The following is a 24,167-nucleotide window of genomic DNA, read 5'->3' on the forward strand; positions in this document are numbered from 1 at the left end:
GCTTTTGGCGCTTCATTTGAGTACCAAGCTCGTGGTGACTGTTTGTAGGATCTCTACAAAAGCCTAGCGTATCCAGAAGCTGAATTCTGCTGTAATGCGCGATCAACTCGGAATTATCGGTGTCGGGAGCTCGACGCTCTTTGGTTGAAGCCTACAAGTTCGATTCGTGGAGCCGTCCAAAAAGCAGCGCGGTTTGCAGGACGAAGGCATCCCGGGGAACCAGTGGATCCCAACCGGTGACTTCGCTGACCCGCTTGAGCCGGTAGCGCACCGTGTTTGCATGGACAAACAGTTCCCGGGCGGTGCCTTCGAGCGAGTGGCCGAGCGCCAAGTAGCTGGAGAGCGTTTCAGCCAGGCCATTGGAGGCCTGCTGCAGCGGAATGTAAACCTGGTCCACCAGCGCCGTGCGGGCCAATTCATCGCCGTTGCAGGCGCGTTCTGGCCACAGGTCATCGGCACCGACCGGATTCGGCGCTTGCGGCCAGGCCTTGGCAGCGCTGAATCCCGCCACGGCTGCCACCGCGGCGTGGTGCATTTCCTTCACCGTCGGAGCCATGGGGGAGTAGACCAGCGGGCCGGGACCGAAGAACCGGGTCAGCCGGCTCAGATCCGCTTCTTCGAATTCGGTGTCCGAAAGCATCAGCACCGAGCGGTCGCCGAGCACGCCCACCAGCGAATCGCGCGAGTAGCGGATGGCAATACGGCGCAGGGCCGAGACAAAGGTCGCCGGGTTGGACGAAGGGGTGGTGCCCACCAGGATGCGGATATTCTTCTGCGACTTCCAGCCAATGGCCGCAATGCGCGAGGAGAGCGAGTCGTGGGCCTCGCCGTGCAGCACCGCGTCGACCACGTGGGCCTCCAAGCGCGAGTCCCAGGCGCCGCGGGTTTCGGCGGCGCGGGCATAGACATCGGCGGCGGCGAAAGCGACCTCGCGCGAATAGCGCAGCACCGCTTCGCGCAGGGCTGCCTGCTCATGCTCGGCGGCGATGTCGGGCACCTGGGATTCGACCACTTCCACGATGGTGCGCAACAGGCCCAAGGCCTTCTGCAGGGAGATGGATCGGGTCAGCTCCGTGGGAGCGGCGCCGAAGACGTCGGTCACCACCCAGGACGGGGTGGAGGAGGGATCCTCGTACCAGGTAACGAAGGTGGAGATGCCCTTCTGGGCGATCAGTCCCAAGGCGGCGCGCTCATTGGGCGCCAGCGATCGGTACCAGGGCAGTTGCTGGTCCAGGTATTTCAGCGCGGTGGTGGACAGGACGCCAATATGGCTTTTGAGTCGCTTGAGCGTTTCATTGCTGGGTGCCTGGGATCGGCTGGGACGGTTCTTCGGAGCTGCGGCGGCATCCATTTCAGGACTCATGGGTTCCAGCTTAGTTTCTTTTCTTCCCCCGCGCCCGGCACAGCAGGTAAAGGTGAGATTAAATGAGCCAGCTGCCCGGCAACGAGGAAAACCTCGTCATCGGGCAGCTGCTCAATGCGGCGCCGGAGCAAGCTCCGGGCACCTGGACCCTGGGGCCTAGGCGTCGCCGCCAGCGTTGCCGGACTGGCCGGCGTTAGCGTTATTCAGGTCGTACTTGGCGTGCGCCTTCACTGCGGTGTCCGCAGGGATTTCGCCGCGCTCAACCAGCGACTGCAAGGTCTGCACGACCAGCGAGTGCGCATCGATCTTGAAGAAGCGGCGGGCCGCGGCACGGGTGTCCGAGAAGCCGAAGCCGTCCGCGCCCAGGGTGTGGAATTCACCTGGCACGTACGGGCGCAGCTGCTCGGGCACGGCGCGCATGTAGTCGGTGGTCGCGATGACTGGGCCCGGGGTGGACTCCAGCTTCGAGGTCACGTACGGGGTGCGGCGCGGCTTCGATGGATCCACGAGCACGTCGGCGTCGGCGCGCTGGCCGTCGCGGGCCAGTTCGTTCCACGAGGTGACCGACCAGACATCAGCCGAAACGCCCCACTCCTCGGCCAGGATGGCCTGGGCTTCCAGCGCCCATGGCACGGCCACGCCCGAGGCCAGCAGCTGTGCGCGCGGGCCGTCGGTGGTAGCTTCCTTGAGCAGGTGGATGCCCTTGATGATGCCTTCGATGTCAACGTTCTCCGGCTCAGCTGGCTGGCTGATCGGCTCGTTGTACACGGTCAGGTAGTACATCACGTTCGGATCGGCGTGGGTTCCGCCGTACATGCGTTCCAGGCCGGAGCGCATGATGTGGCCGATTTCGTAGCCGTAGGCCGGATCGTAGGTGATCACAGCAGGGTTGGTCGAGGCCAGAATTGGCGAGTGGCCATCTGCGTGCTGCAGGCCTTCACCGGTCAGGGTGGTGCGGCCGGCGGTAGCGCCGATGATGAAGCCACGGGTCATCTGGTCCCCGGCTGCCCAGAACTGGTCGCCGGTGCGCTGGAAGCCGAACATCGAGTAGAACACGTAGATCGGGATCAGCGGTTCATCGTGGGTCGAGTAGCTGGTGCCGGCAGCGGTGAAGGCTGCGACAGCGCCGGCCTCGTTGATGCCCGGGTGGATCAGCTGGCCCTGAGGGGATTCCTTGTAGGCCAGGACCAGGTCGCGGTCCACGGACAGGTAGTTCTGGCCGCCCGGGTTGTAGATCTTCGCGGTCGGGAAGAACGAGTCCATGCCGAAGGTACGGGACTCATCTGGCACGATCGGCACGATGCGGTGGCCGAATTCCTTGTCGCGCATCAGGTCCTTGAGCAGGCGCACGAAGGCCATGGTGGTGGCCGCCTGCTGCTTGCCCGAACCGCGCTTGGCGATCGCGTAGGTCTTCTCGCCTGGCAGGGCCAGCTTCTTCGAAGCTTCCTGGCGGCGGGTAGGCACCGAACCGCCCAGGGCCTCGCGGCGCTCCATCATGTACTTGTACTCAGCCGAATCCTCGGTTGGGCGGTAGTACGGAGGAGTGTAGAGGTCCGCTTCGAGCTGCTCGTCGGTGATAGGGATGCGCAGGTGATCACGGAACTTCTTCAAGTCCTCCATGGTCAGCTTCTTCATCTGGTGGGTCGCGTTGCGAGCCTCGAAGTGCGAACCCAGGCCGTAGCCCTTGACGGTCTTGGCCAAGATAACGGTCGGCTTGCCCTTGAACTCCGCAGCAGCCTTGTAGGCGGCGTAGACCTTGTGGTAATCGTGGCCGCCACGCTTCAGGTTCCAGATCTCGTCGTCGCTCATGTCGGCAACCAATTCCTTGGTTTCCGGACGCTGGCCGAAGAAGTGCTCGCGAACGAATGCGCCGGACTCAGCCTTGTAGGTCTGGTAGTCGCCATCCGGGGTCTGGTTCATGATGTCAACCAGCGCGTTGGTCTTGTCTGCTTCGAGCAGAGCATCCCACTCGCGGCCCCAAGCAACCTTGATGACATTCCAGCCGGCACCGCGGAAGAAGGCTTCCAGTTCCTGCATGATCTTGCCATTGCCGCGAACCGGGCCGTCAAGGCGCTGCAGGTTGCAGTTGATGACGAAGTTCAGGTTGTCCAGCTTTTCGTTGGCGGCCAGCTGCAGGAAGCCGCGCGACTCCGGCTCGTCCATTTCGCCGTCGCCCAGGAAGGCCCAGACCTGCTGGTCCGAGGTGTCCTTGATGCCGCGGTTCTGCAGGTAGCGGTTCAGCTGCGCCTGGTAGATGGCGTTAGCTGGGCCGATGCCCATCGAGACGGTTGGGAATTCCCAGAAGTCAGGCAGGGAACGCGGGTGAGGGTAGGAAGGAAGCGCGTGGCCTTCCTTTGACTTTTCCTGGCGGAAGCCGTCCATGTCCTCTTCGGACAGGCGGCCTTCGAGGAACGCGCGGGCGTACATGCCTGGCGAGGCGTGGCCCTGGAAGAAGACCTGGTCGCCGCCGCCTGGGTGGTTCTTGCCGCGGAAGAAGTGGTTGAAACCTACTTCATACAGGGTCGCTGCACCGGCGTAGGTGGAGATGTGCCCGCCAACGCCGATATGAGGGTTCTGGGCGCGGTGCACCATGATGGCGGCATTCCAGCGCATGAAGGCGCGGTAGCGGCGCTCGATGGCCTCATCGCCCGGGAATTCTGGTTCCTGGTCCACAGGAATGGTGTTCACGTAGTCGGTGGTGGTCACGTGAGGCACGCCCACGGACTTGGCACCTGCACGCTGCAGCAGCGAGCGGATAATGAACTGGGCACGCTCGGTGCCCTGGGTCTCTACGAGGGAGTCAAACGAGTCCATCCATTCCTGAGTTTCCTCAGGATCCCGATCGGACAGCTGGTAAGTCAACCCGCTACGGATCTGGGAGATGTGTTCCTCTACAGCCACGGAAGCTCCTTGATTGAATTGCGGCTCCGGCGCTGTGCAGTTTTGCGCTGCGGTGCGTCGGTATTGGGACAACGGGTGCAGTAGCACTGGAATGATGTGCACTGCCGGTTCATATGCAACTCTAGTGTTAAACGATCCAGTTTTGTGTCGCGTTTTCCAGCAGAAACCGTTTTAAATCAGATATTTGAAGTGACTTGCGCAACCAGGTACGGGAGCTAACTTCCTCATGGCCATGTCAATATGATGCGGGTCACTGGAATGTGGGTTATATTTGTTCGGCGTGTTATCGCTGTAGCGCTTGAACGGAGCGGCAAAACCGTGTTTCGTTGGTAGTAACGCTTTGCACCAGCAGGAGGAATGAAGTGAGCGACGCCGTATCGGCAAACTTGGAGCCCGCCAAAAAATTGGGCTTCGCTAATGAAGACCTTATTCAGGAACTGGGTTACGACGATGACGTGGACTACGATCTGCGCGAATCGATCGAGGACCTGATTGGTTCAGAGCTGCTCACCGAAGAGGACCATGACGTTGTCGACGCAGTCATTTTCTGGTGGCGCGACGGCGATGGAGATCTAGTTGACGCATTGATGGACGCGCTGAACTGCTTGGACGAGAGTGGCATCGTTTGGCTGCTTACTCCTAAGCAGGGCCGCGAGGGACATGTATCCCCAGCACTTATCCAGCAGGAGGCGCCAACCGCTGGCCTGCATGTAACTACTAGTGAAGGCGTTTCGGAGGATTGGTCCGCAATCCGCCTCGCCCCGCGTAAGAAGAACTAATGATTCAAACAGGTTCACGCCTGTTCGACTTCTCGCTGGAAAATCAGTACGGCGAAACGATAACCAGTACCGGGCTGTCTAGCGGCCGGGTGCTGGTTGTCTTTTATCCCTGGGCATTTTCGCGGGTATGCGGGTCGGAACTGGCAACACTCCAAGAGCACTACGAATTCTTCACGCAGCACCAGGTGCGCATCGTGGCCATTTCGGTGGACCATAAATTCACCCTGCGCAACTATGCGCAGTCGCTTGGCTTGGACTTCGAGCTGCTGGCCGATTTTTGGCCTCATGGGGCGGTGGCGCAACAGGCCGACGCCTTTGACCCTGAGCGTGGGGTCGCTGCCAGATTGACGCTGTACCTGGTTGACGGTGAAGTGCGCGATATTTTCCGCAGCGAGATGACGCAGCCAAGAAGCATTGATGATTACAAGGCGGCAGTGGAACGCGCCGTTTAGCGTGCCGATATGGGCTGTGCTCCAGTTCACGAAAAAAGTCGGCTCACCGATTTGCCCGGACGCAGAAACCTGTGTAGAGTTATTCCTCGTTGGCTTGCAAAAGCGAACATGGTAAGGGCCTTTAGCTCAGCTGGTAGAGCGTCACGTTTACACCGTGAATGTCATCGGTTCGATCCCGGTAGGGCCCACCAAATAAGAATCCTCGATCCATTCGGATCGGGGATTTTTTGTCTCCTTGAGGCGATTTTTCCACTCGGGCATGTCCTGCGGTGCCCATAGTGCCGGCTTCATGGAATATTTGATCCTCGATGACGCTGGACTCCTGGCATTGTCGTCCGAAGCCAGCGTGGCTGAGCCGGTGGCCCTTGCGCGGGACCGGAGGGTGCTTCGAATCTGCGAACCCGGTACAGCGATCTGGCATCGCTGTTTTCCAATGCCCCGTGGAGGGTGGCGGCGTCGTCTTCGATCACCGTTTCCTGGTACGTGCTATCGCTCATCGAGCTGCTTCGCTTCCACCTGCGGGGCAAGTCCGCAGATCCAGGCGCCTCGTGTTCTTCCGCGCTGGACTGAGCTCGCGCCTCGATGGTGCTGGTCCCAGTGGTGCAGCGTGGAATAAGCAGGTGTGGGGGCGATGCTGGCGATTGCGGATTACCCGTGCATGCGAACAGCCTCGAACTTGCCGGCAACGCCACTGGAGAGTAGGTTCCAAGATCAGGCGATGTGGTGACGCTCGGCACTCTTTTATGAAAACCTCCATTTCAATTTGCCAAGTCAGTTCGGGATGCATTAGATTATTACTTGTTGCAGCGAAGGACTGAAGGAAAGAAACTTCCCGATTTCACACACTGCAGGAGGGCCTTTAGCTCAGCTGGTAGAGCGTCACGTTTACACCGTGAATGTCATCGGTTCGATCCCGGTAGGGCCCACCAAAAAGAAGACCGCTTCAATCACTCTGGAAAGAGTGATTGAAGCGGTCTTCTTCGTATTCCCCGCCGGCGCCAGCCAATCGCCGAATGCCAGCGAAAGTGCGAAACTGGATGCATGACTGCACCAGAAGAAAACCTTTGGCTCGCCACCGTTCGCAAGAACCCGGACCACTCGCAGAATTTTGCCCAGCGCTGGCGCACGCTTGCCGCCGAAGGCCAGGATATTTTCGGGGAAGCTCGCGCCGTTGACGCGATGGTTGCCCGGGGCAGCAGAATTCTTGATGCCGGATGCGGGACCGGGCGGATCGGCGGCTGGCTTTCCGAGCAAGGGCACCAAGTGGTTGGCGTGGACCTCGACCCGCATCTAATCGATGTTGCCCGGGCAGATTACCCCAAAGCCCAATGGCAGGTCGGCAATCTGGCTGACTTCACCATCGCTGACGCAGCGGGGGAGAACCAGGAATTCGACCTGATAGTTTCTGCCGGCAATGTCGTCACCTTCCTCTCCGAGTCCGAACGCCGCCCGGCGCTGCAGCAACTGCGCGGGCATCTGGCGGCAGACGGGCGCATGATCATCGGCTTCGGCTCGGGACGCGGCTACGGGTTCGATGACTTCGAGGCCGACGCTTTGGAGGCGGGGCTGGCACTGCAGCAACGCTATTCGACCTGGAACTTCCATTTGCCTGCCGCCGATTTCCTGGTGGCCGTGCTCGGGCGCAAATAGCGCCAAGCGCAAACCGAGCGCTGCAGGAAAAATCCACTTCGCTTCCATGCGACGTGCAATTGCTCTTGAAAGGCCTCTGGCCTGCTGCTTCTGCCGTGGGTCGAAAACGGCGGGGTGCGATTAGGCGCAGCTGCCAGAATGCGCCTCTTGCGGTAAGCCGTCGTTAGCGCTATCTTGAACTTTGTAATGCAAAGTGGTTTTCATCACGTACTGCTTTGCGGCTCGGAGGCGGTGATCGCCGAAGGAGGCAGTGCGCCATGGACAACACGAACAGCAATGACATCGACCCGGCTCGCATTCTGCGTGGAATCGAATCGGATGCACAGCAAGCCCGCGAGGGCATGAGCCCGAACCAGCAACTGCTGTTCTCCATCTGGGGCGGTGCCTGGATCATTGCCTTCCTCGGGCTCTACTTGGCACTCGCGCCGCAGGGCTCGCCGCTGCTGCCGCCGGCGGTTGGCATCGGCACCGCAGTTGCCTCATTCCTCATTGCGATCGTGATTTCCGCCGTGCATTCGGCCAAGCGCGGTTCGGGGACCAAAGGTCCGTCGATGGCGCAAGGAGCGATCTACGGCAACACCTTCAGCCTGGGCATGATCATCACCGCCTTGCTCGGTTGGCGGCTGCATGTCGAGGGGCTGAGCTCAATGGGCATGGCGACTTTTGCCCTCACCGGCCTGTGCCTGGTGATCGGCGTGCTCGTGGTTGCCGGCTCGGTGCTCTTCAACGACCGGGCCCAGCTGGTCTTCGGGTCCTGGATCTTGGCTATTGCCCTGCTCTCACTGGCCGTGCCGGCACCGCTGAACCTCTTGGCCGGTGCCGTTGGCGGGCTGGGATTCATCGTGCTGGGCCTGCTGCACGGCAGCAAGCCGGAACTGGTCTCAGGAGCGTTGATCCGGGGTGGGCATGCAGGAGCTTGACCCGCTGATCCACGCCCAGGCACGGCTGAGGACCGTCACGGTCCTGGACACCTTGCGGGCCGGAGACAGCATCTCGTTTCCCAAGCTGCAGGGCCTGCTGTCGATGACCTCGGGTAATCTGGCAACGCATTTGCGCAAGCTGGAAGACGGTGACTACGTGAAGGTGGACAAGATCCTGGAGGGGCGCAGCCCAGTGACCTACATTGCCTTGACCCGCGCTGGGCGAACCGCCTTCGAAGAGTACAAGGAACAGCTTCGCGCACTGCTGGATGCGGTGTGATCGCCGGAAGAACGTGTAAGGATACACGCAATTGCGCAGCCGGGGAGGAACCGGGAAAATCTGCCAGCTAATGCAGAGGCCCGGGACAGGTGAATCATCTGCGCGGCCCATTAGGCTGGAGAAGGTACGCTGTCGAATCAACTGCAGAAGGAGATTTTCCAATGGGCCTAGGCGATAAGATCCAGAATAAGGCGCAAGAAGTTTCGGGCAAGGCCAAGAAATCCGTAGGCGATGCGACCGGCAATGAACGCCTGCAGGCTGAAGGCGTTAAGGACCAAGCCGCTGCGAAAGCCAAGCAGGCCGGCGAGTCAGTCAAGGATGCGGCCAAGGACGTACGCGACGGCCTGGACAAATAGCAACAGGCACGCAGGAGCTTAAACGGCAAAGGTGCCCGCGAATTCCGCGGGCACCTTTGCCGTTTCTGCATGGAACGCACTCGGGGCTACTTGGCCTTGAGCCTCCACAATGAAGTGACTTCCTTCGAACGGGCCGAATGCAGCACGTCCTGGGCATCCTGTGCGCGGTGGTGCCTTGGCGCGGTGTCGATCTTGTCGATGACTTCAAGGCCTGCCGCCTCGATGGCCTCCAGCAGCAGCGCGCGGGTACGCAAGCCCAGCAGCTCGGCGAGATCCGAGATGATCAGCCATCCTTCGCCGTTCTCGGTCAGGTGACCGGGCAATCCGCGCAGGAACTGCATCAGCATCTTGCTCTCGGGATCGTAAATAGCCGCATCCAGGGTGCTCGGCGCGCTGCCCGGAAGCCACGGGGGATTGCACACGACCAGCGGGGCGCGGCCTTCGGGGAACATGCTGGTCAGTTGCGCACGGGCGGCGCCGGAAATACCCAAGCGCGCGAAGTTGTCGTTGGCGCAGTCCACCGCGCGCTGGTGGATGTCGGTGCCGATGACCTGCTTGACTCCGCGGCGGGCCAGCACTGCCGAGAGCACTCCGGTTCCGGTGCCGATGTCGAAAGCCAGCGAGAGGTCCTCCAGCGGAGCCACCGCCACCAGATCCACATATTCCTGACGGGTGGGCATGAACGTCCCGTAGGCCGGGTGGATTTTCGCTCCCAGTGCCGGAACGTCCACACCCTTCAGGAACCACTGGTGGGCACTGAGCATGCCAGCTAGTTCCTGCAGGCTGGCCACAGCCAGGTGTCCAGCCAGGTCCGCGGCCTGCTCGTAGCCGAATGCCACCGCCGGACCGACGATCGGCGCCCGGGGCAAGTCCAGGACGGCCAGGCCGTCCTCGGCGTGGAAATCCAAGGGAATCAGGATCAGCGACAGCATCCGCGAACGCTGGGCCCGGGCCTGCCGGATGGCGTAGAACTTCTGCGCATCATCCAGGACCTTTTTCTTGGCCTTCGCGCTGCTGGCCTTGGCCGCGTTGGCGGCCGCCATGCGCCGGTCCATGGCGGCAAGCAGTTGCTTGGCGTTGTGGAAGTCGCCGGTCCACAGTATGGCCGTGCCGCGGGCCGCGTGGCGCATGGCCGCATCCGCGCTCAAGCGGTCATCGGCCACCACGATGTGTGCTGGTGCCCGGCGGGAATTGACGGACAGCCAGATGGCTGTGGTGCTGGTTCCTTCGTGGTCCCAGGAAACGGTCACAGGGGCGGTGGCGGAATGGGAAGCGATGGGATGGCCCTGTCGATCAGCGTTGCTCAAGCGCATGGCAACCGCGCATGAGCTGTTCTGTTGCGAGGGGCTGGAGTTCCAATTCTACCGGTCCCGGCCAGGCTAGCTGGGCCGGTGCCTGGCGCCCAGCTGTTCGAGGATCCTTATTACTGGAATCGAGCTGTCCGTTTCGGCTGCCAGCTGCCGGGCAATTCGCCGGGCGCCATCGGCCAGGTCCTCATTGGCCAGGACTCCGGTAATTGAGGACGCGAGCCGCTGCGCAGTCAAGTGCTTGTAGGCAATGGGCTCGGCAGCCGCGCCGAGCCGGTGGATGCGCTGGGCCCAGAACGGCTGGTCGGTGAAGACTGGAACCGGAACTGCGGGGACGCCTGCCCGCAGGCCAGCGGCCGTGGTGCCGGCCCCGGCATGGTGCACGACGGCTGCCATCTGCGGAAACAGCCAGTGGTGCGGTACCGCGCCGATGCCCAGGATGCCAGGTTCGTCGATTTCCGGTTCCCCTTGCACGATAGTCCGTCTTCCGGTGCGCCGGGCAACATCCGTGATGAAGTCCGGTTCCAGCGCCTGCGTGCTGCCGAAGCCAATGAAGATTGGAGCCGGCCCCTTGTCGATGAAGTCGAGCAGCCGCTGCGACGGTGTCCATGCCGGATCGGCTGGCGGCCACCAGTACCCGCAATTGACGATCCCCTCATGCCAATCAGCGGACCGTGGAACGATAACTGAACTGAAGCCGTGGAGAATGGGGCCCCGGTGCTGGCGGCGAAGGCGTTCGGAGGCAATACGGCTGCGCGCGGGCAATCCCAGGGATTCGCGTACCCGCTTTGCTGGGAGGTCGTAGGGCGCCTTGGAAGCGGCGAAGAGCTGGCCGAGCAGCTTGTTGCCCAGTGGCCCGAAGCTGCGCGATGCACCCAAAACCATGGGCGAGTACGCTGCACTGGGTTCAATGGGTTGCAGGTGCGCGCCGATCGCGGGGATGCCCACGGCCTCGGCCACGTCGTAGGCATAGGGTGCTACCGCATTGGTCATGATGATATCGGCACCTCGCTCGGCTGCGGCCATCGTTCCGGTAGCTGCCAGTTCGAAATAGTCCCGGAGCTCCCGGAGGTACCGGCGCAGATCCTTGGGGCTGGCCTTAGCGCCCGGAGCTGCCGACTTGACCAAGGCGCTCATGTCGCCGGGGAGCTCCCGGAATCGGCAGCCTGCGGAAACGGCAAGGTCCTTGTATGCCGGGTTTGCCGCAATGGATACATCGATACCATGGAGCGCCAGCTTCTGGCCGAGGCCGGCCATCGGCGCGACATCGCCTCGTGTTCCCGGTGCGATCATCAGCAAGCGCATGGTTCCTCCTGTAGAGTTAAATGCGAACAGTGTTTGCGGTTAACTATACAGCCAGAGCACGGCGCGCGACGCGCCCTGCGGGAAAGGACAAGCGATGACCGGCAACCAGCCTCGCACCGGGCCCAGGCCCCGGCACTCCCGGGCCAAGATCGCCCAGGCGGCGATCGCGCTGGCCGATGAAGAAGGCATGGGAGCGGTATCCATCAGAGCCGTAGCCGCAAAGATCGGAGCAGGAGCCGCCTCCCTGTACCGTTACGTTGAGTCCCATGAGGAGCTCACCGGCCTCATGGTTGAGCAGATCAGCGCGGAATATGAACTGGAATCGCTGGCCGGTTCGGCTGCCCAGCAGCTGCTCGGCCTGGCCACCCAGGGCCTGCAGATCATGCGCAGGCATCCCTGGGCGCCCTCGCTGGCCATGGGCAAGTCGTCCATGGGGCCGAACGCCTTGGCCTACCTGGAACGCGGATTAGCGGCCCTGAAAGGCAGCGGGCTGGAGGCAGGGGCCAAGCTGCATTGCCTGGCGATGCTCAACGCCATGACCGCAGCATTTGCGCTCAATGAGCAAAGCCAGCAGCGGCCCGAAGACCCGGCGGCGCTGTTAGCGCAGCTGGAAACAGGCCGCTACCCCCACCTGTCGGCCGCGCTGGGCCAAGCGGCAAGGCCCGTGGACCAGCAGGAGGCCTTCGAGAACGCGATCCTGCACTATCTGCGTGGTGCCGGCGTTATTCCCGACTAGCCAGAGGCCATTCTTTGACATCTTCTAGGTGGTGCGGGAGCAATGTGGAAGCATGAATCCATAGCATCATCGCCTAGATCCAGGAGCTGAAATGCCCGCGCCCAGCGAAGCAAGTATGAAAGAAATCCACGAGCTCATCGCCGTGGACACCACCAGCCGCGACAGCAACCTTGCGCTGATCGGGAATATCGTGAAGAAGCTGGACGCCTATGGCATCAGTTCCCAGCTGATCCACAACGAAGAGGGCACCAAGGCCAACCTGCTGGCCACCATCCCCGCCGCCGATGGAACCCGCACCGGCGGCATTGTGCTTTCCGGGCACACCGACGTGGTGCCAGTGGACGGGCAGAAATGGAGCAGCGATCCATTCGATGCCCAGGTGCGCGCAGACAAGCTCTATGGCCGCGGCACCTGCGACATGAAGGGCTTCCTCGGGGTGATCCTGGCCAAGCTGGACCAGTTCACCGGCGCAGAACTTGCCGAACCAATCCACCTGGCGCTGTCCTACGACGAAGAAGTCGGCTGCGTCGGCGCGGTGTCCCTGGTGCAGAGAATTGTTGACGAGAAGCTGGCGCCTCGCGGATGCTTCGTGGGGGAGCCATCGAGCATGCGGGCGATCCGCGGCCATAAGTCGATGAACGTTTTCCGCGCCGAATTCAACGGTGTCGCAGCGCACTCCTCGCTGCCTTCCGAGGGAGTCAACGCCATTTCCTATGCGCTGCGCTTCGCGAATTTCGTCGAGGAGGTTTCAGCCGAGCTGCGCAACCATGGCCCGCGCGATGAAGCGTTCATCGAACCGACCACCACCATGAACGTGAACAAGTTCGACGGCGGCATCGCGGTGAACACCATTCCCTCGCAGGCGGTGGTGTTCTTCGAGTACCGCTCGCTCGCGGTGGTGGACCGCGAGGCGCTGACCGCGCGCTTGCGCGAAGAAGCGGCCAAGCTGGAAGCCCAGATGCGCGAGCAGAACCCGAGCTGCTCCGTGGAGTTCTCCCAGCAGGCGGGCGCTCCAGGACTGGATACCGCTGCGGAGGAAGGGATCGTGTCCTTCGCGGCCGCCTGCGGCGCCATTGCCACCGCTGAAAAGGTCACCTATGGCACGGAGGCCGGGTTGTTCGCCGCGGCCGGCATCCCCACCGTGGTGTGCGGTCCTGGCGATATCGCCCAGGCCCACGCTCCGGACGAATACATCGAGCTGGAGCAGATCGTGGCGTGCGAGAACTTCATCGATTCGCTGATTGCGCAGGTCAGCTCGTGAGCGCAGAGGTGAAGGCGACACCCGAGCAGATCGTCAAAGCCCGCAAGGCGGTCATTTCCAGTTCCATTGGCGCGGCGCTGGAATGGTTCGACATCATTGTCTATGCCACCTTCGCGACCACCATTGCCAAGGTGTTCTATCCGGAATCGGACGGCACGTTCGCCCTGATTCTCACCTTCGCCACCTTCGCGATTTCCTACCTGATCCGCCCCCTGGGCGGCATGGTGCTGGGCAGCTACGCCGACCGCAAGGGACGCAAGAACGCACTGACCCTTACGCTGGGCCTGATGATGCTCGGTACGCTGATCATGGCCGTGGCGCCGCCCTACGAGGTGGCGGGCGTAGCCGGTGCCTTGATCATCCTGCTCTCGCGCATGATCCAGGGCTTCTCTGCCGGTGGCGAGTTCGGCACGGCCACTGCATTCCTGATCGAAACCGCACCGCACAAGAAGGCGTTCTACTCTTCGTGGCAGGTCGCCAGCCAGGGTGCATCCATGCTGCTGGCTTCTGCCTTCGGCTACTTCCTGACCACCGGCCTGAGCCAGGAAGCCCTGGAAAGCTGGGGCTGGCGCGTGCCGTTCTTCGTCGGCCTGCTGATCGGGCCGGTGGGCCTGTATATCCGCGCCAAGCTGGATGAGACCGACGAGTTCGTTTCCGCCGCCAAGGAGAAATCGCCACTGGGCACGCTGTTCACCCAGCACTACGGCCGCCTGCTGGCCGCGGCGGCTACCATTGGCGTGGCCACGATTTCGGTGTACATGATCCTGTACATGCCGACCTTCGCCGTCACGAACCTGAAGATCCCTGCCGACGCGGCCTTCCTGGGCGGCATCTCGGCGGGCATCATCACGTTGTGCGGCGTCCCGCTGGTGGGCCATCTGGCCGACCGCATTGGCCCGGCCCGGGTGATGACCTACGCGGCGGTCGCGGCGTTCGTGCTGGCCTATCCGCTGTTCAAGCTGATGACGTCGAACCCGAGCGTGATCGTGATGGTGATCGTGATCGCGGTTCTCGGCGTGATCATGTCCTTCTACTTCGGTCCGCTGCCGGCGTTGCTCTCCAACCTCTTCCCGGCTGCCATCCGTGGTTCGGGCCTGTCGGTGGCCTACAACGTGGGCGTGACCCTTTTGGGCGGAATTGCCCCGCTGGTACTGACTTGGTTGCTGGACCTGACCGGGTCGCTGGATGCACCGAGCCTGTACTACATGGCAATCGCCGTGATTTCGCTGATCGGCCTTGTGGTCGTGCGAAAGCGCTACGGCCAGCGCTAGTCCGGCCTGGGATTCAGCCAATGATCGCCGCAAGCTTCCTCGTGGAGCTTGCGGCGATCGCTTTTTCCAGTGGGTTCGCGCGCTTATAGGGCCACCAGAAGCACAGCCGTCCAGTGGCACAGGAAGGCCATGACGGTGCAGGCATGGAAGAGCTCGTGGAATCCGAAAATGCTCGGCAGCGGATTTGGCCGCTTCGTGGCGTAGAAAACCGCGCCGATCGTGTAGGCCAAGCCGCCAGCGAGAATCAGGATCATCACCGCGGGGTTCGCGGCCCAGAACGCTGGCAACTGCATCAATGCGCCCCACCCGAGCAGGATGTAGAGGCTGACTCCAACCCAGCGGGGTGCCGCGGGCCAGAATGACTTGATGGCAATGCCGGCCAGTGCACCGGCCCAGATGACGGACAGCACGATGATCGCCTGCGGACCGGGCAAGGTCAATGCCGCTACCGGAGTGTAGGTGCCGGCAATGAGCAGGAAGATGTTCGCATGGTCGGCCCGGCGGAAGAGCCCCATGACCTTGTCGGTCCAGTTGCCACGATGGTAAAGCGCCGAGGTGCCAAAGAGCAGGATCGAGCAGAGCGCGAAGACCGCGGTGGTCCATTCCGCCAAGCGTCCGTTGGCCAGTACGACCAGCACCAGGCTCATGATGATAATGCCCGGGGTGGACCAGGCATGGATCAGCCCGCGCCAGCGAGTACGCTCGGTGCCGATGTGCGCGAAGGTTCGCCCGGCTCGGCCTTTGCCTGCAGATGGTAGCGGTGCGGTAGCCATGGGTCTCCTTAACGTCGTGCGCGGGCACTGGGCCCATCATCGAACTATACGATAATCGGCTGTCAGCGTGCTGTGGGGTCATCGCGATTAATCCCGATTAGGATTCGAATATGGCAGATGACCAAGAAATCACCGAACACCTGAAGACTATTGCTCAACTCAATGAGCCCGGAGAAGTGCTGGCCAATGATTCACCGTTCATCTCCGTGCGCAACCCTGACTGGTTCGAAGAAGTGGCCCCGGGCTCGTGGAAGGCGATCGGGGAACGCGACCAGTTGCATCGGCGGTTGATCGACCAGGAACTGCGGGCAGCGGGCGGCGCCCAAGCGCAGCGCCAAGCTGTTGTGCTTGCCGGAGCTCCGGGAGCCGGCAAGAGCAGCCTGCTGCGCGAACTGCTTGGCGGTCATGAAGATGACTATGTGGTGATCGATGCCGATGAATTCAAGGCGAATCTGATGCGCGAAGCGCAAGAAGACGGAACCTACGAAGGATTCTTCAAGCCTCGGGAAGTCAAAGAGCGCGAGCAGCGCGGTGAGCAGTTCTTCCCGATGGACATGGCGAGCCTGGTGCATGAGGAATCTTCCATGCTCAGCGAGAACCTGCGTGCCGCATGCTTCGAGCAAGGGCTGAATGTCGTCATTGACAAGGTCCTTGCGTCCGAGGATTCAGCACAGAAGCTGGCAGCTCAGCTGCAGGAGGCCGGATACGAGATTCAGATCGTGGAGGCGTACGCGCCGCAAGATGTCTCGGAAGAACGGATCGTTGAACGCTGGGAAAAGCAGCAGGAAGCTTCCCTGGATGGCGACGACAACCTTGGTGCACGCTGGGTTCCCGAAGGATTTACCGATATGGTCTTCGACGCCCCGGGCCAGCGGTCCCGGCCTGCTGCCGTGGCCCAGATGTTCGCACGCAACTGCCCAGCGGTACTGAGCTTCAAGGTGTTCCATACCGCACTTGGGGAAGCCTCGGACACGGAGGGGAGCCTTCTGCTTTTCGAATTGCGCAGGGAAGCCGTGGGCTCTGAGCTGCTGCGGGTGAAGTAGCCAACACAAGAGAAAAACCCGCCGAGCAGCAGTTGGTACTGCTGCTCGGCGGGAATTCAAGATCCGCGGGACAATGGTCCCTCGGGAGGAGCGTTATGCCCGTCGTTTGGTGATGAAGCCCCAAATGACCAAGACGATCAGGGCGCCACCGATGGCAAGAAGCCAACTTGAGATCGAGAAGAACTCATCCACGCCCTCACCGAAGATAGCACTTCCGATCCAGCCTCCGAGTAGGGCGCCTACGACGCCGAGAATCAGGGTAGCGATCCAGCCGCCACCTTGCTTGCCGGGCAGAATGGCCTTTGCGATCGCTCCGGCAATCAAGCCCAAAACTATCCATCCAATGAATCCCATGATTCGCTCCAATGGTCAGACTGTGCAGTGGTCGGGTTCGATCCACCTAAAAACCGAGAGTACATGGCATTGAGCTGGGGTTCTACAGTGACATCGCAGAAATTCAGCATTTTCTAAGGCTGGGTTCAAGCCATGCTTGAACCTAGGGCCAATTGAGTCGGGAATTCCCTCTCTGGTCACATGTTTTGCAGAATCGTCCGCAATGGACCAGGTGCGACCTGTTGACAGCATCGGCCGCCACTCTTACTCTAGTTAAATCATACTTTATGACTTTGGATACAGCATAAGTCATATATTAGGTTCACGTACGACGGAGTAAATGGATGAGTGAACAGGTCCCGCCCCTTGTTGTAATGGGTGTCTCGGGCAGCGGCAAAACCACCATCGGAAAGATGCTGGCTGACCAGCTGCATCATGAGTTCATCGATGGCGACAGCCTGCACCCCAAGGCCAACAAGGAAAAAATGGCCAGCGGTCAGTCTCTGAATGACGCTGACCGCGAGCCGTGGCTGCAGCTGATCGGCACCAAGCTGTCCGAAAGCAAGCAAAGCCAGGCGCCGCTGGTGATCGCCTGTTCCGCACTCAAGCGCAGCTACCGGGATCTCATCCTCAGCTTGGAGCCAGCGACGATCTTCGTCCACCTCACCGGTGTCCCGACCCTGATTCGCGATCGGATGAACGCGCGCTCGCACGAGTACATGCCCACCAGCCTGCTAGACAGCCAGCTGGCCACGCTGGAGGCCCCAGCTGCGGACGAGCCTGTGCTCAGCGCCGACATTGCCGATAGCCCCGAGGACATCGTTCGACAGCTGATCGCCAAACTGTCCTAGCGCAGTGCGCTGGCAGCAATCCACAGACCACCCATGGCATAAGCCTCCCATTGATCAAGGAAGACAATGACAACTGAGCTTGAACTGAACTGGACGTTAAGTACGCCCGGGCTCCTGATGCTGGCGGTCGGTGCGGTAGCGCTGCTGCTGGTGCTGATTATCCGCTTCCGCGTCCACGCGTTCCTCGCACTAGTGCTCACCAGCTTGCTGACCGCGGTGGCCTCCGGCATCCCTGCTGAATCGGTCATTACGACGCTGACCAGCGGCTTCGGATCCACCTTGGCCAGTGTGGCCTTGCTGGTCGGCCTTGGCGCAATGCTCGGACGCATGCTGGAAACCAGTGGCGGCGCCGATGTGATGACCAGCTGGCTGATCTCCAAGTTCGGCGAGAAGCGCGCACCGCTGGCCTTGTCGGTTGCGTCGTTGCTCTTCGGCTTCCCGATCTTCTTCGATGCCGGGCTGGTAGTCATGCTGCCGATCATCTTCACCGTGGCCCGCCGCTTGGGCGGCTCGCTGCTGCTCTACGCCATCCCATCGGCCACCGCATTCTCGGTGATGCATGTCTTCGTTCCGCCGCACCCGGGCCCTGTGGCCGCCTCCGGCCTGCTGGAAGCCAACGTCGGGCTCGTGCTGGTGCTCGGCCTGGTCGTCGCGATTCCAACGTGGTTCGTTGCAGGCCATCTCTTTGGAAAGTTTGTCGGCAAGAAGTTCAACATCCCGGTACCGAATATCCTGGATACGGCACTGGGCAACGGCGCATCTAAGGACGAGTTCAAGTCCTCTCCTTCCGTGGGCACGGTGTTCAGCCTGCTGCTGCTCCCGCTGCTGCTGATCTTCATGAACACGGGGCTGAATATGCTCGGCTCAGCCGGCGTCGTGGACCCGGAAACCTCCTGGGTGCGCTGGCTGCGTCTGCTGGGTGAAACTCCGGTGGCCCTGCTGATCACCGTGCTGCTGGGAATGTTCCTTCTTGGCTTCCGCAAGGGCAAGGATAAGACCCTGACCGAGACCATCGTGGACTCCGCGTTGGGCCCGGTCTGCTCGATCATCCTGATCACCGGCGCTGGTGGCATGTTCGGTGGCGTGCTGCGTGCCAGCGGCATCGGCAACGCCATTGCCACCTCGCTTGAATCGGTGGGCATGCCGCTGATTGTCGCCGGCTTCCTGATCGCGGCCATCGTCCGACTGGCCCAGGGCTCGGCAACAGTAGCGCTGACCACTGCGGCCGCCATTGTCCAGCCGGCGGTGCTGGCGGATGCCTCGCTGACCGCTTTCCAGGTCGCCGCCATGGTGCTGGCGCTGGCAGCAGGCTCGGTCTTCGCCGGCCACGTCAACGACTCCGGCTTCTGGCTGATCTCGCGCTTCCTGGACATCGATGTGCCAACCACCTTGAAGGTCTGGACTGTTGGCCAGGCGCTGGTATCGGTGGTCGGCTTCGCCTGCGTCATGGTGCTCTACGGCCTGGCGACCGCGCTGGCCTAACTAAGGGCAGCGAGCAGGACAAAAAATCCGCCGGGGCAGCGATCTGCATCGCTGCCCCGGCGGATTCGCATTTAAGAAGGGAATGCCGGGTTACTGGGCGCTCTTGGCCGGGTCCACGAACAAGCGCGGCGCGCCGTCCCAGAGGCTGCAGATCTCGTTGTGCGTCCGGCGCATGATGCTTTCCATGTTCTTCCGCGCGCTGGCGGAGTCCGAATTGGAGATGGCATCGGCGACCGACTGGTGCCAGAGCAGGGCTTCCTCGTGCGGGCGTTCAGGCATCAGGCCCAATTCGGTGCGGCCGCGCAAAATCGCTCCGATCGGGGTGGAGAGGTTCGCAAACATCTCATTGCCGGAGGCGGCCAGCACCACAGCGTGGAATCGGATATCCAGTTCCAGGAAACGTCGCAAATCGCCTTGGCGCCCGTAATGGTTCATCTGCGCCGAGAGCATCATCAGCTCCTTGCGCATCGTTTCGGGGGCGAACTCGGCAGCCAGTTCCGCGGCCATCGGCTCTACGGAAATGCGCAGCTCGGTCAGCGAGCGCAGCTGTGCGCCCTTCTGGTCGCTGGCCAGCCGCCAGCGGATGACATGATCGTCGTAGGGGTTCCAGCGTTCGGCCCCCAGCACGCGGATGCCCACGCGCTTGGTGCTGGTGACTAGGCCGCATTGGGCCAGAACGCGGATGGCTTCACGGATCACCGAACGCGAGACCTGGAGCTTCTGCTCGAGGTCGGCGGCGAGGATAATGGAGCCGCGCGGAATTTGCCCGCTGATAATGCGAGAGCCGAGGTGCTCAACCACATGAGCGTGCAGACTAGTTGCCATGGGGTCAGTTTAGCCAATGACTTGCGCCAAATCGGACTATGGCGAGTCGATCCGCGAAATAAATATGCTTTAATTTACGCGATCCTCTGTAAAACACGGGCGTCGCCCTTGTAGGATGGAAAGGTCACGTGGCCGTGAACAGGGATCGTGACTCATCCGGTCTCTGCTTGGCGGTTTAACTCCCCGTAATCGATGGAGACTTATTTTTATGCCTGCACAGATTGGTGTCACAGGTCTGGCCGTCATGGGCGCAAACCTTGCCCGTAACTTCGCTCGCAACGGATACACCGTCGCCCTGCACAACCGCTCGGTCGGCAAGACCGATGCGCTGCTTGAAGCTCATGGCGATGAGGGCGATTTCATTCGCACCGAAAGCCTGGAAGAGCTGGTAGCAAACCTCGAAACCCCGCGCCGCGTGCTGATCATGGTCAAGGCCGGCGGTCCAGTGGACTCGGTCATCGACCAGCTGGTGCCGCTGCTCGAAGAGGGCGACGTGGTCATCGACGCCGGCAACTCGCACTACACCGACACCCGCCGCCGCGAAGCTGCCCTGGCAGAAAAGGGCCTGCACTTCGTGGGCATCGGCGTTTCCGGTGGCGAAGAGGGCGCGCTGCTCGGCCCATCGATCATGCCCGGCGGTTCCGCTGAATCCTACAAGTCGCTGGGACCGATGCTGGAGAAGATCTCCGCCAAGGCCGACGACGGCGCACCGTGCTGCGCTTGGATCTCCACCGACGGCGCCGGCCACTTCGTGAAGATGGTCCACAACGGCATCGAATACGCCGACATGCAGGTCATCGGCGAAGCCTACGATCTGATGCGCAGCGCTGCCGGCATCGAGCCAGCCAAGCAGTCGGAGATCTTCAACGAATGGAACCAGGGCGAACTGTCCAGCTTCCTGATCGAGATCACCGCTGAAGTGCTCGGCCACGTCGATGCTTCCACCGGCAAGCCGCTGGTCGACGTCATCCAGGACTCCGCAGGCCAGAAGGGCACCGGCCGCTGGACCGTGCAGTCCGGCCTGGATATGGGCTCGCCTGTTTCGGCCATCGCCGAGTCGGTCTTCGCCCGTTCCCTTTCCTCGCAGCGCGATATCCGCGCCGTGGGCCAGAAGGTGCTGACCGGCGAAACCGCCGAGGTCACCTTGCCGGAGAACTTCGTCGAGGACGTGCGCCAGGCGCTGTTCGCTTCGAAGCTCGTCTCCTACGCGCAGGGCCTCGACATGCTCACTTCGGCTGCCGGCGAATACAACTGGGACCTGAAGCTCGACGAGATCGCTGGCCTGTGGCGTGAAGGCTGCATCATCCGTGCAGCCCTGCTCAAGGACATCACCGCTGCCTACTCGGCAGGCGAGAAGCCTTCGAACCTGCTGTTCGCTCCGGCATTCGCTGAAGCCATCAACAAGGCAGTTCCAGCATGGCGCCGCGTGGTTTCCGTTGCTGTCCAGCTGGGCATCCCTGCACCAGTGTTCTCCTCGTCGCTGGCTTACTACGATGGCCTGCGCCGCGACCGTCTGCCAGCAGCCCTGACCCAGGGCCTGCGCGACTACTTCGGTGCGCACACCTACCGCCGCACCGACAAGGAAGGCACCTTCCACACGCAGTGGAGCGGTGACCGTACCGAGATCGCTGCCGAGGACACCCACTAAGCGGAGCGATTTGACGCTAGCAGCTGCTGGCTGATCCGAAGCCCACCAGTTCAATTCGATTGAACTGGTGGGCTTCTGCCTTTTGAGCCCTTCTGCACGCTGTCCCGCTTCGCTGGAACTGGCAGCCGTGGGGCGTGCTCAGCAGAATGCTGGGTGGGATAGGCGCAGATCCCGGCCAGTGCCATGCGCTCATGGAGGAACTGATCCCAGAGGTGCGGAAAATCGGTGCGGCAGCCAAAGCCAGTTGGATTTTCTGTGGCAAGCGCGACGAATAAGGCCCCCCTGCGTGCGAACTCATCTGCCAAGCATGCGCCGGTGATTGCAGAACGATCTGCCGCTGGCAGCAGTCGGCGGAGCCCCCGCGCATCGAGCCGGCAGTCCTCTGCGGTGCATTCACTGAATTGATCCGTGGATCAGTGCCTGGCTAGAAACAATCCGGAAAAAGGTGCCCCCGGGGCTTGCGCCTTAAATCCGGAAAGGAGTAGGGGCAGAAGGCCGGTACTAGTCTTCTAGCAAGTTCTCGGCGCATTGCAACAAGCGAACAGCTTGGCTGGGGGAGATGCGCACCAGTGCGAAGGCCGCTACCACCAGACCGGTAATGGTGTCGCTCAGCAGGGCATGGCGTTCGACTGAAAGATCCGGACGAAGGGCATGCAAGCCACGGCCCATGGCTTCATCAAGTTCTTCCCGGTACGCGGAAATGATGGCGGCGATTTCGTTCTCTGCTGCAATCGGTGCGCTGGCGGTGTTGATCAGCAGGCACCCATGGGCTGCAGGCAGGGACTCCGGCTTCGCGAAAACGGAAGCAAGCCCACGCAGATAGTCTCCCAACGCCTGTGAAGGTACTGGGTCCTGGAGCAGCGGACGCAACCGCGGGCGGACAATTTCCTTGAGGTAGCTGTTCACTGCGGCGTCGAACAGTCCGCGCTTGGAGCCGAAGGAGTTGTAAATGCTTGAACGGCTCAGGCCCGTGGCATATTCAAGTTCGGGAATGGACGTGGCCTCGAAGCCTTTGGACCAGAACACCGAGCGGGCGTTCTGGATAGCCGTTTCCTTGTCGAATGCAGATGTACGCGCCATCACACCCACCTCCTCTTTTCGTAACGACCATTCCAGTATATATTGAAATGGTCGTTACAGAATAGTTGCCTTCCCAACACCAAGGACAAGCCATGATCATCGCCGCGCAGATCTTCGCAACCGCCGCTGCCCTGCTCCACATCTACATCTTCTCGATGGAGTCCATCACCTGGACCACTGGAAAAACCCGCGCTTTGTTCAAGACCAGCGAGGCTGAAGCAGAAGCAACGCGCGAAATGGCCTTCAATCAGGGGTTCTACAACCTCTTCTTGGCAGTTGCCGCACTTGCCGGGGTGATTGCCTTGGGCATGGGCCACTTGGCTGTGGGCGCCACCTTGGTCTTCGCCGGAGCCGGCTCCATGCTGGCCGCTGCGTTGGTGCTGGCACTGGGGAGCCCGGGCAAAGCCAAGCTGGCCGTCAAGCAGGGGATTTTCCCGCTGCTGTCAGTTGCGCTGCTGGTCCTCGGCCTGGCGCTGGGCAACTAGAACGACACCGAGAGTTTCCAATATCACCGAGAATTGAAAGAACTGGTAACCATGACTGAAGCAACCAGCACGCAGATCCTGCTCGCCTCCCGTCCGTCCGGTTGGCCAACGCAGGAGAACTTCACCGTCCAGACCGTTGAGCTGCCGGAGCTGAAGACCGGTGAAATCCGGGTGCGCAACGAGTTCATTTCCGTGGACCCGTACATGCGCGGACGCATGAATGACACCCGTTCCTACATCCCGCCATTCAAGATTGGCGAGCAGATCCTCGGAGGCGCAATCGGCCGTGTCATCGAGACCGCGGACGAAGCGTTCCCGGCAGGTACCCTGGTCCAGCATCAGCTGGGCTGGTCTGACACCGTGCAGGCTGACTCTGCCAATTTCAAGTCCGCACCTGATCTGCCCGGCGTTTCCTCGTCGCTGCGCCTGCACATCTTGGGAATGACCGGCTTGACCGCCTATGTAGGCCTGAGCGCAGTCGCCAATCTTGCCGAGGGCGAGACCGTCTTCGTCTCCGGCGCTGCAGGTGCCGTGGGTACGGCTGCCGGGCAGATCGCCAAGCTCATGGGTGCCAAGCGCGTCATCGGCTCGGCCGGCAGTGCAGAGAAGGTTGAACTGCTGACCAGCAAGTACGGCTACGATGCCGCCTTCAACTACAAGGATGGCGATGTCCGCGGGCAGCTGGCCGCCGCAGCCCCGGAAGGCATCGATGTCTTCTTCGACAACGTGGGCGGAGACCACCTTGAAGCCGCCCTGGCAGCGTTCAACGATGGCGGTCGTGCTGCGCTGTGCGGCGCTATCGCCAGCTACAACACCACCGAGTCGACTCCGGGCCCGAAGAACATGGCCAACCTGATCACCCGCGGCCTGAAACTGCAGGGATTCACCCTCTCCAGCTACCTTGACCTCGCCCCCGAGTTCGGCGAGCGCATGGGCAAGTGGTTCTCCGAAGGCAAGATCGCCTACGACGAGACGATCGTGGATGGCATCGAGAATACCGTGGACGCCTTCCTTGGCATGATGCGCGGTGCGAACACCGGCAAGATGCTGGTGCGCATCTAGTTCT

At 61.7% G+C, this 24,167-nt stretch carries 25 protein-coding genes and 2 tRNA genes; 19 read left to right on the forward strand and 8 right to left on the reverse strand.

The window, feature by feature from the left end; translation table 11 throughout:
* Positions 1-151: 151 nt before the first annotated feature.
* Positions 152-1,363 carry a PucR family transcriptional regulator gene (locus ACIP6G_RS04865; protein WP_400288933.1) on the reverse strand — a complete coding sequence of 404 codons (1,212 nt, stop codon included), beginning with the start codon at positions 1,361-1,363 and terminating at the stop codon, positions 152-154.
* A 62-nt stretch (positions 1,364-1,425) separates the two neighbouring features.
* On the opposite strand from ACIP6G_RS04865, the gene ACIP6G_RS04870 reads away from it, so the two are divergent.
* Positions 1,426-1,560, forward strand: a complete 135-nt coding sequence (locus ACIP6G_RS04870) for a hypothetical protein (RefSeq protein WP_286134540.1) — start codon at positions 1,426-1,428, stop codon at positions 1,558-1,560.
* Here ACIP6G_RS04870 and aceE read toward each other — a convergent pair.
* Positions 1,520-4,264: a pyruvate dehydrogenase (acetyl-transferring), homodimeric type gene (gene aceE, locus ACIP6G_RS04875; RefSeq protein WP_105657749.1), complete on the reverse strand. Its 2,745-nt coding sequence runs from the start codon at positions 4,262-4,264 to the stop codon at positions 1,520-1,522. The genes ACIP6G_RS04870 and aceE overlap by 41 nt on opposite strands.
* A gap of 362 nt (positions 4,265-4,626) precedes the next feature.
* Between aceE and ACIP6G_RS04880 the strand changes: the two genes are divergently transcribed.
* The 9 genes from ACIP6G_RS04880 (at position 4,627) to ACIP6G_RS04920 (ending at position 8,701) form a co-directional block, all read left to right on the forward strand.
* Complete coding sequence (locus ACIP6G_RS04880) at positions 4,627-5,043, forward strand: DUF3052 domain-containing protein (protein ID WP_105657750.1); 417 nt, start codon at positions 4,627-4,629, stop codon at positions 5,041-5,043.
* Positions 5,043-5,495, forward strand: coding sequence for a redoxin domain-containing protein (locus ACIP6G_RS04885; protein WP_332498654.1), 453 nt, complete (start codon positions 5,043-5,045; stop codon positions 5,493-5,495). Before ACIP6G_RS04880 ends, ACIP6G_RS04885 begins: the two co-directional genes overlap by 1 nt.
* A 115-nt stretch (positions 5,496-5,610) precedes the next feature.
* A tRNA-Val gene (locus ACIP6G_RS04890) sits at positions 5,611-5,686 on the forward strand.
* Positions 5,687-6,348: 662 nt separating this feature from the next.
* Positions 6,349-6,424 (forward strand) — tRNA-Val (locus tag ACIP6G_RS04895).
* Positions 6,388-6,540 carry a hypothetical protein gene (locus ACIP6G_RS04900; RefSeq protein ID WP_400288935.1) on the forward strand — a complete coding sequence of 51 codons (153 nt, stop codon included), beginning with the start codon at positions 6,388-6,390 and terminating at the stop codon, positions 6,538-6,540. Before ACIP6G_RS04895 ends, ACIP6G_RS04900 begins: the two co-directional genes overlap by 37 nt.
* Complete coding sequence (locus tag ACIP6G_RS04905; RefSeq protein ID WP_105657752.1) at positions 6,537-7,145, forward strand: bifunctional 2-polyprenyl-6-hydroxyphenol methylase/3-demethylubiquinol 3-O-methyltransferase UbiG; 609 nt, start codon at positions 6,537-6,539, stop codon at positions 7,143-7,145. Before ACIP6G_RS04900 ends, ACIP6G_RS04905 begins: the two co-directional genes overlap by 4 nt.
* Positions 7,146-7,402: 257 nt before the next feature.
* The gene (locus tag ACIP6G_RS04910) at positions 7,403-8,065 is read left to right on the forward strand and encodes a hypothetical protein (protein WP_400288936.1); all 663 of its coding nucleotides are present in this window, start codon (positions 7,403-7,405) and stop codon (positions 8,063-8,065) included.
* The gene (locus ACIP6G_RS04915) at positions 8,052-8,345 is read left to right on the forward strand and encodes a transcriptional regulator (RefSeq protein ID WP_105657754.1); all 294 of its coding nucleotides are present in this window, start codon (positions 8,052-8,054) and stop codon (positions 8,343-8,345) included. The genes ACIP6G_RS04910 and ACIP6G_RS04915 overlap by 14 nt, the downstream gene beginning before the upstream one ends.
* Before the next feature lie 161 nt (positions 8,346-8,506).
* On the forward strand, positions 8,507-8,701 hold the full coding sequence (locus ACIP6G_RS04920) for a CsbD family protein (protein WP_105657755.1): 195 nt from the start codon (positions 8,507-8,509) through the stop codon (positions 8,699-8,701).
* A gap of 86 nt (positions 8,702-8,787) precedes the next feature.
* On the opposite strand, the gene ACIP6G_RS04925 is transcribed toward ACIP6G_RS04920, so the two are convergent.
* Both ACIP6G_RS04925 and ACIP6G_RS04930 read right to left on the reverse strand, forming a co-directional pair.
* A complete protein-coding gene (locus ACIP6G_RS04925) occupies positions 8,788-10,014 on the reverse strand; it encodes a methyltransferase (RefSeq protein WP_400288937.1) in 1,227 nt (408 codons plus the stop codon).
* 66 nt (positions 10,015-10,080) lie between these two features.
* Complete coding sequence (locus ACIP6G_RS04930) at positions 10,081-11,313, reverse strand: glycosyltransferase (RefSeq protein ID WP_400288938.1); 1,233 nt, start codon at positions 11,311-11,313, stop codon at positions 10,081-10,083.
* A gap of 94 nt (positions 11,314-11,407) precedes the next feature.
* On the opposite strand from ACIP6G_RS04930, the gene ACIP6G_RS04935 reads away from it, so the two are divergent.
* The 3 genes from ACIP6G_RS04935 to ACIP6G_RS04945 all read left to right on the forward strand — a co-directional run bounded on the left by ACIP6G_RS04935 (position 11,408) and on the right by ACIP6G_RS04945 (position 14,581).
* Entirely contained in the window at positions 11,408-12,049 is a 642-nt protein-coding gene (locus ACIP6G_RS04935; protein WP_400288939.1) for a TetR/AcrR family transcriptional regulator, read from the forward strand.
* A 115-nt stretch (positions 12,050-12,164) separates the two neighbouring features.
* Positions 12,165-13,310 carry an acetylornithine deacetylase gene (gene argE, locus ACIP6G_RS04940; protein ID WP_400288940.1) on the forward strand — a complete coding sequence of 382 codons (1,146 nt, stop codon included), beginning with the start codon at positions 12,165-12,167 and terminating at the stop codon, positions 13,308-13,310.
* Positions 13,307-14,581 (forward strand): MFS transporter, encoded by a 1,275-nt coding sequence (locus tag ACIP6G_RS04945; protein ID WP_105657759.1) that lies wholly within the window; start codon positions 13,307-13,309, stop codon positions 14,579-14,581. Before argE ends, ACIP6G_RS04945 begins: the two co-directional genes overlap by 4 nt.
* Before the next feature lie 83 nt (positions 14,582-14,664).
* Here the strand turns inward: ACIP6G_RS04945 and ACIP6G_RS04950 are convergent, their stop codons facing one another.
* Positions 14,665-15,354, reverse strand: a complete 690-nt coding sequence (locus ACIP6G_RS04950) for a hemolysin III family protein (RefSeq protein ID WP_181148856.1) — start codon at positions 15,352-15,354, stop codon at positions 14,665-14,667.
* Between the two features lie 110 nt (positions 15,355-15,464).
* Here ACIP6G_RS04950 and ACIP6G_RS04955 point away from each other — a divergent pair, with 110 nt between their 5' ends.
* Positions 15,465-16,397: a zeta toxin family protein gene (locus tag ACIP6G_RS04955; RefSeq protein WP_400288942.1), complete on the forward strand. Its 933-nt coding sequence runs from the start codon at positions 15,465-15,467 to the stop codon at positions 16,395-16,397.
* Positions 16,398-16,490: 93 nt separating this feature from the next.
* Here ACIP6G_RS04955 and ACIP6G_RS04960 read toward each other — a convergent pair whose 3' ends face one another.
* Positions 16,491-16,751 carry a GlsB/YeaQ/YmgE family stress response membrane protein gene (locus ACIP6G_RS04960; protein WP_105657761.1) on the reverse strand — a complete coding sequence of 87 codons (261 nt, stop codon included), beginning with the start codon at positions 16,749-16,751 and terminating at the stop codon, positions 16,491-16,493.
* 323 nt (positions 16,752-17,074) lie between these two features.
* Between ACIP6G_RS04960 and ACIP6G_RS04965 the strand changes: the two genes are divergently transcribed.
* Positions 17,075-17,581: a gluconokinase gene (locus ACIP6G_RS04965; protein ID WP_400288944.1), complete on the forward strand. Its 507-nt coding sequence runs from the start codon at positions 17,075-17,077 to the stop codon at positions 17,579-17,581.
* A gap of 66 nt (positions 17,582-17,647) precedes the next feature.
* Entirely contained in the window at positions 17,648-19,063 is a 1,416-nt protein-coding gene (locus tag ACIP6G_RS04970; protein WP_400288945.1) for a GntP family permease, read from the forward strand.
* 90 nt (positions 19,064-19,153) lie between these two features.
* On the opposite strand, the gene ACIP6G_RS04975 is transcribed toward ACIP6G_RS04970, so the two are convergent.
* Positions 19,154-19,888 (reverse strand): FadR/GntR family transcriptional regulator, encoded by a 735-nt coding sequence (locus ACIP6G_RS04975; protein ID WP_400288947.1) that lies wholly within the window; start codon positions 19,886-19,888, stop codon positions 19,154-19,156.
* A 208-nt stretch (positions 19,889-20,096) separates the two neighbouring features.
* Between ACIP6G_RS04975 and gndA the strand changes: the two genes are divergently transcribed.
* The gene (gndA, locus tag ACIP6G_RS04980) at positions 20,097-21,536 is read left to right on the forward strand and encodes an NADP-dependent phosphogluconate dehydrogenase (protein WP_105657765.1); all 1,440 of its coding nucleotides are present in this window, start codon (positions 20,097-20,099) and stop codon (positions 21,534-21,536) included.
* Positions 21,537-22,037: 501 nt separating this feature from the next.
* On the opposite strand, the gene ACIP6G_RS04985 is transcribed toward gndA, so the two are convergent.
* Positions 22,038-22,616 carry a TetR/AcrR family transcriptional regulator gene (locus ACIP6G_RS04985; protein WP_400288948.1) on the reverse strand — a complete coding sequence of 193 codons (579 nt, stop codon included), beginning with the start codon at positions 22,614-22,616 and terminating at the stop codon, positions 22,038-22,040.
* A gap of 92 nt (positions 22,617-22,708) precedes the next feature.
* On the opposite strand from ACIP6G_RS04985, the gene ACIP6G_RS04990 reads away from it, so the two are divergent.
* Both ACIP6G_RS04990 and ACIP6G_RS04995 read left to right on the forward strand, forming a co-directional pair.
* Positions 22,709-23,101 carry a DUF1304 domain-containing protein gene (locus tag ACIP6G_RS04990; protein ID WP_400288950.1) on the forward strand — a complete coding sequence of 131 codons (393 nt, stop codon included), beginning with the start codon at positions 22,709-22,711 and terminating at the stop codon, positions 23,099-23,101.
* Between the two features lie 51 nt (positions 23,102-23,152).
* Positions 23,153-24,163: an NADP-dependent oxidoreductase gene (locus ACIP6G_RS04995; protein WP_400288951.1), complete on the forward strand. Its 1,011-nt coding sequence runs from the start codon at positions 23,153-23,155 to the stop codon at positions 24,161-24,163.
* Positions 24,164-24,167: the final 4 nt, after the last annotated feature.

The sequence above is a fragment of the Glutamicibacter sp. NPDC088483 genome (assembly GCF_044753145.1).
Taxonomy (GTDB): domain Bacteria; phylum Actinomycetota; class Actinomycetes; order Actinomycetales; family Micrococcaceae; genus Glutamicibacter.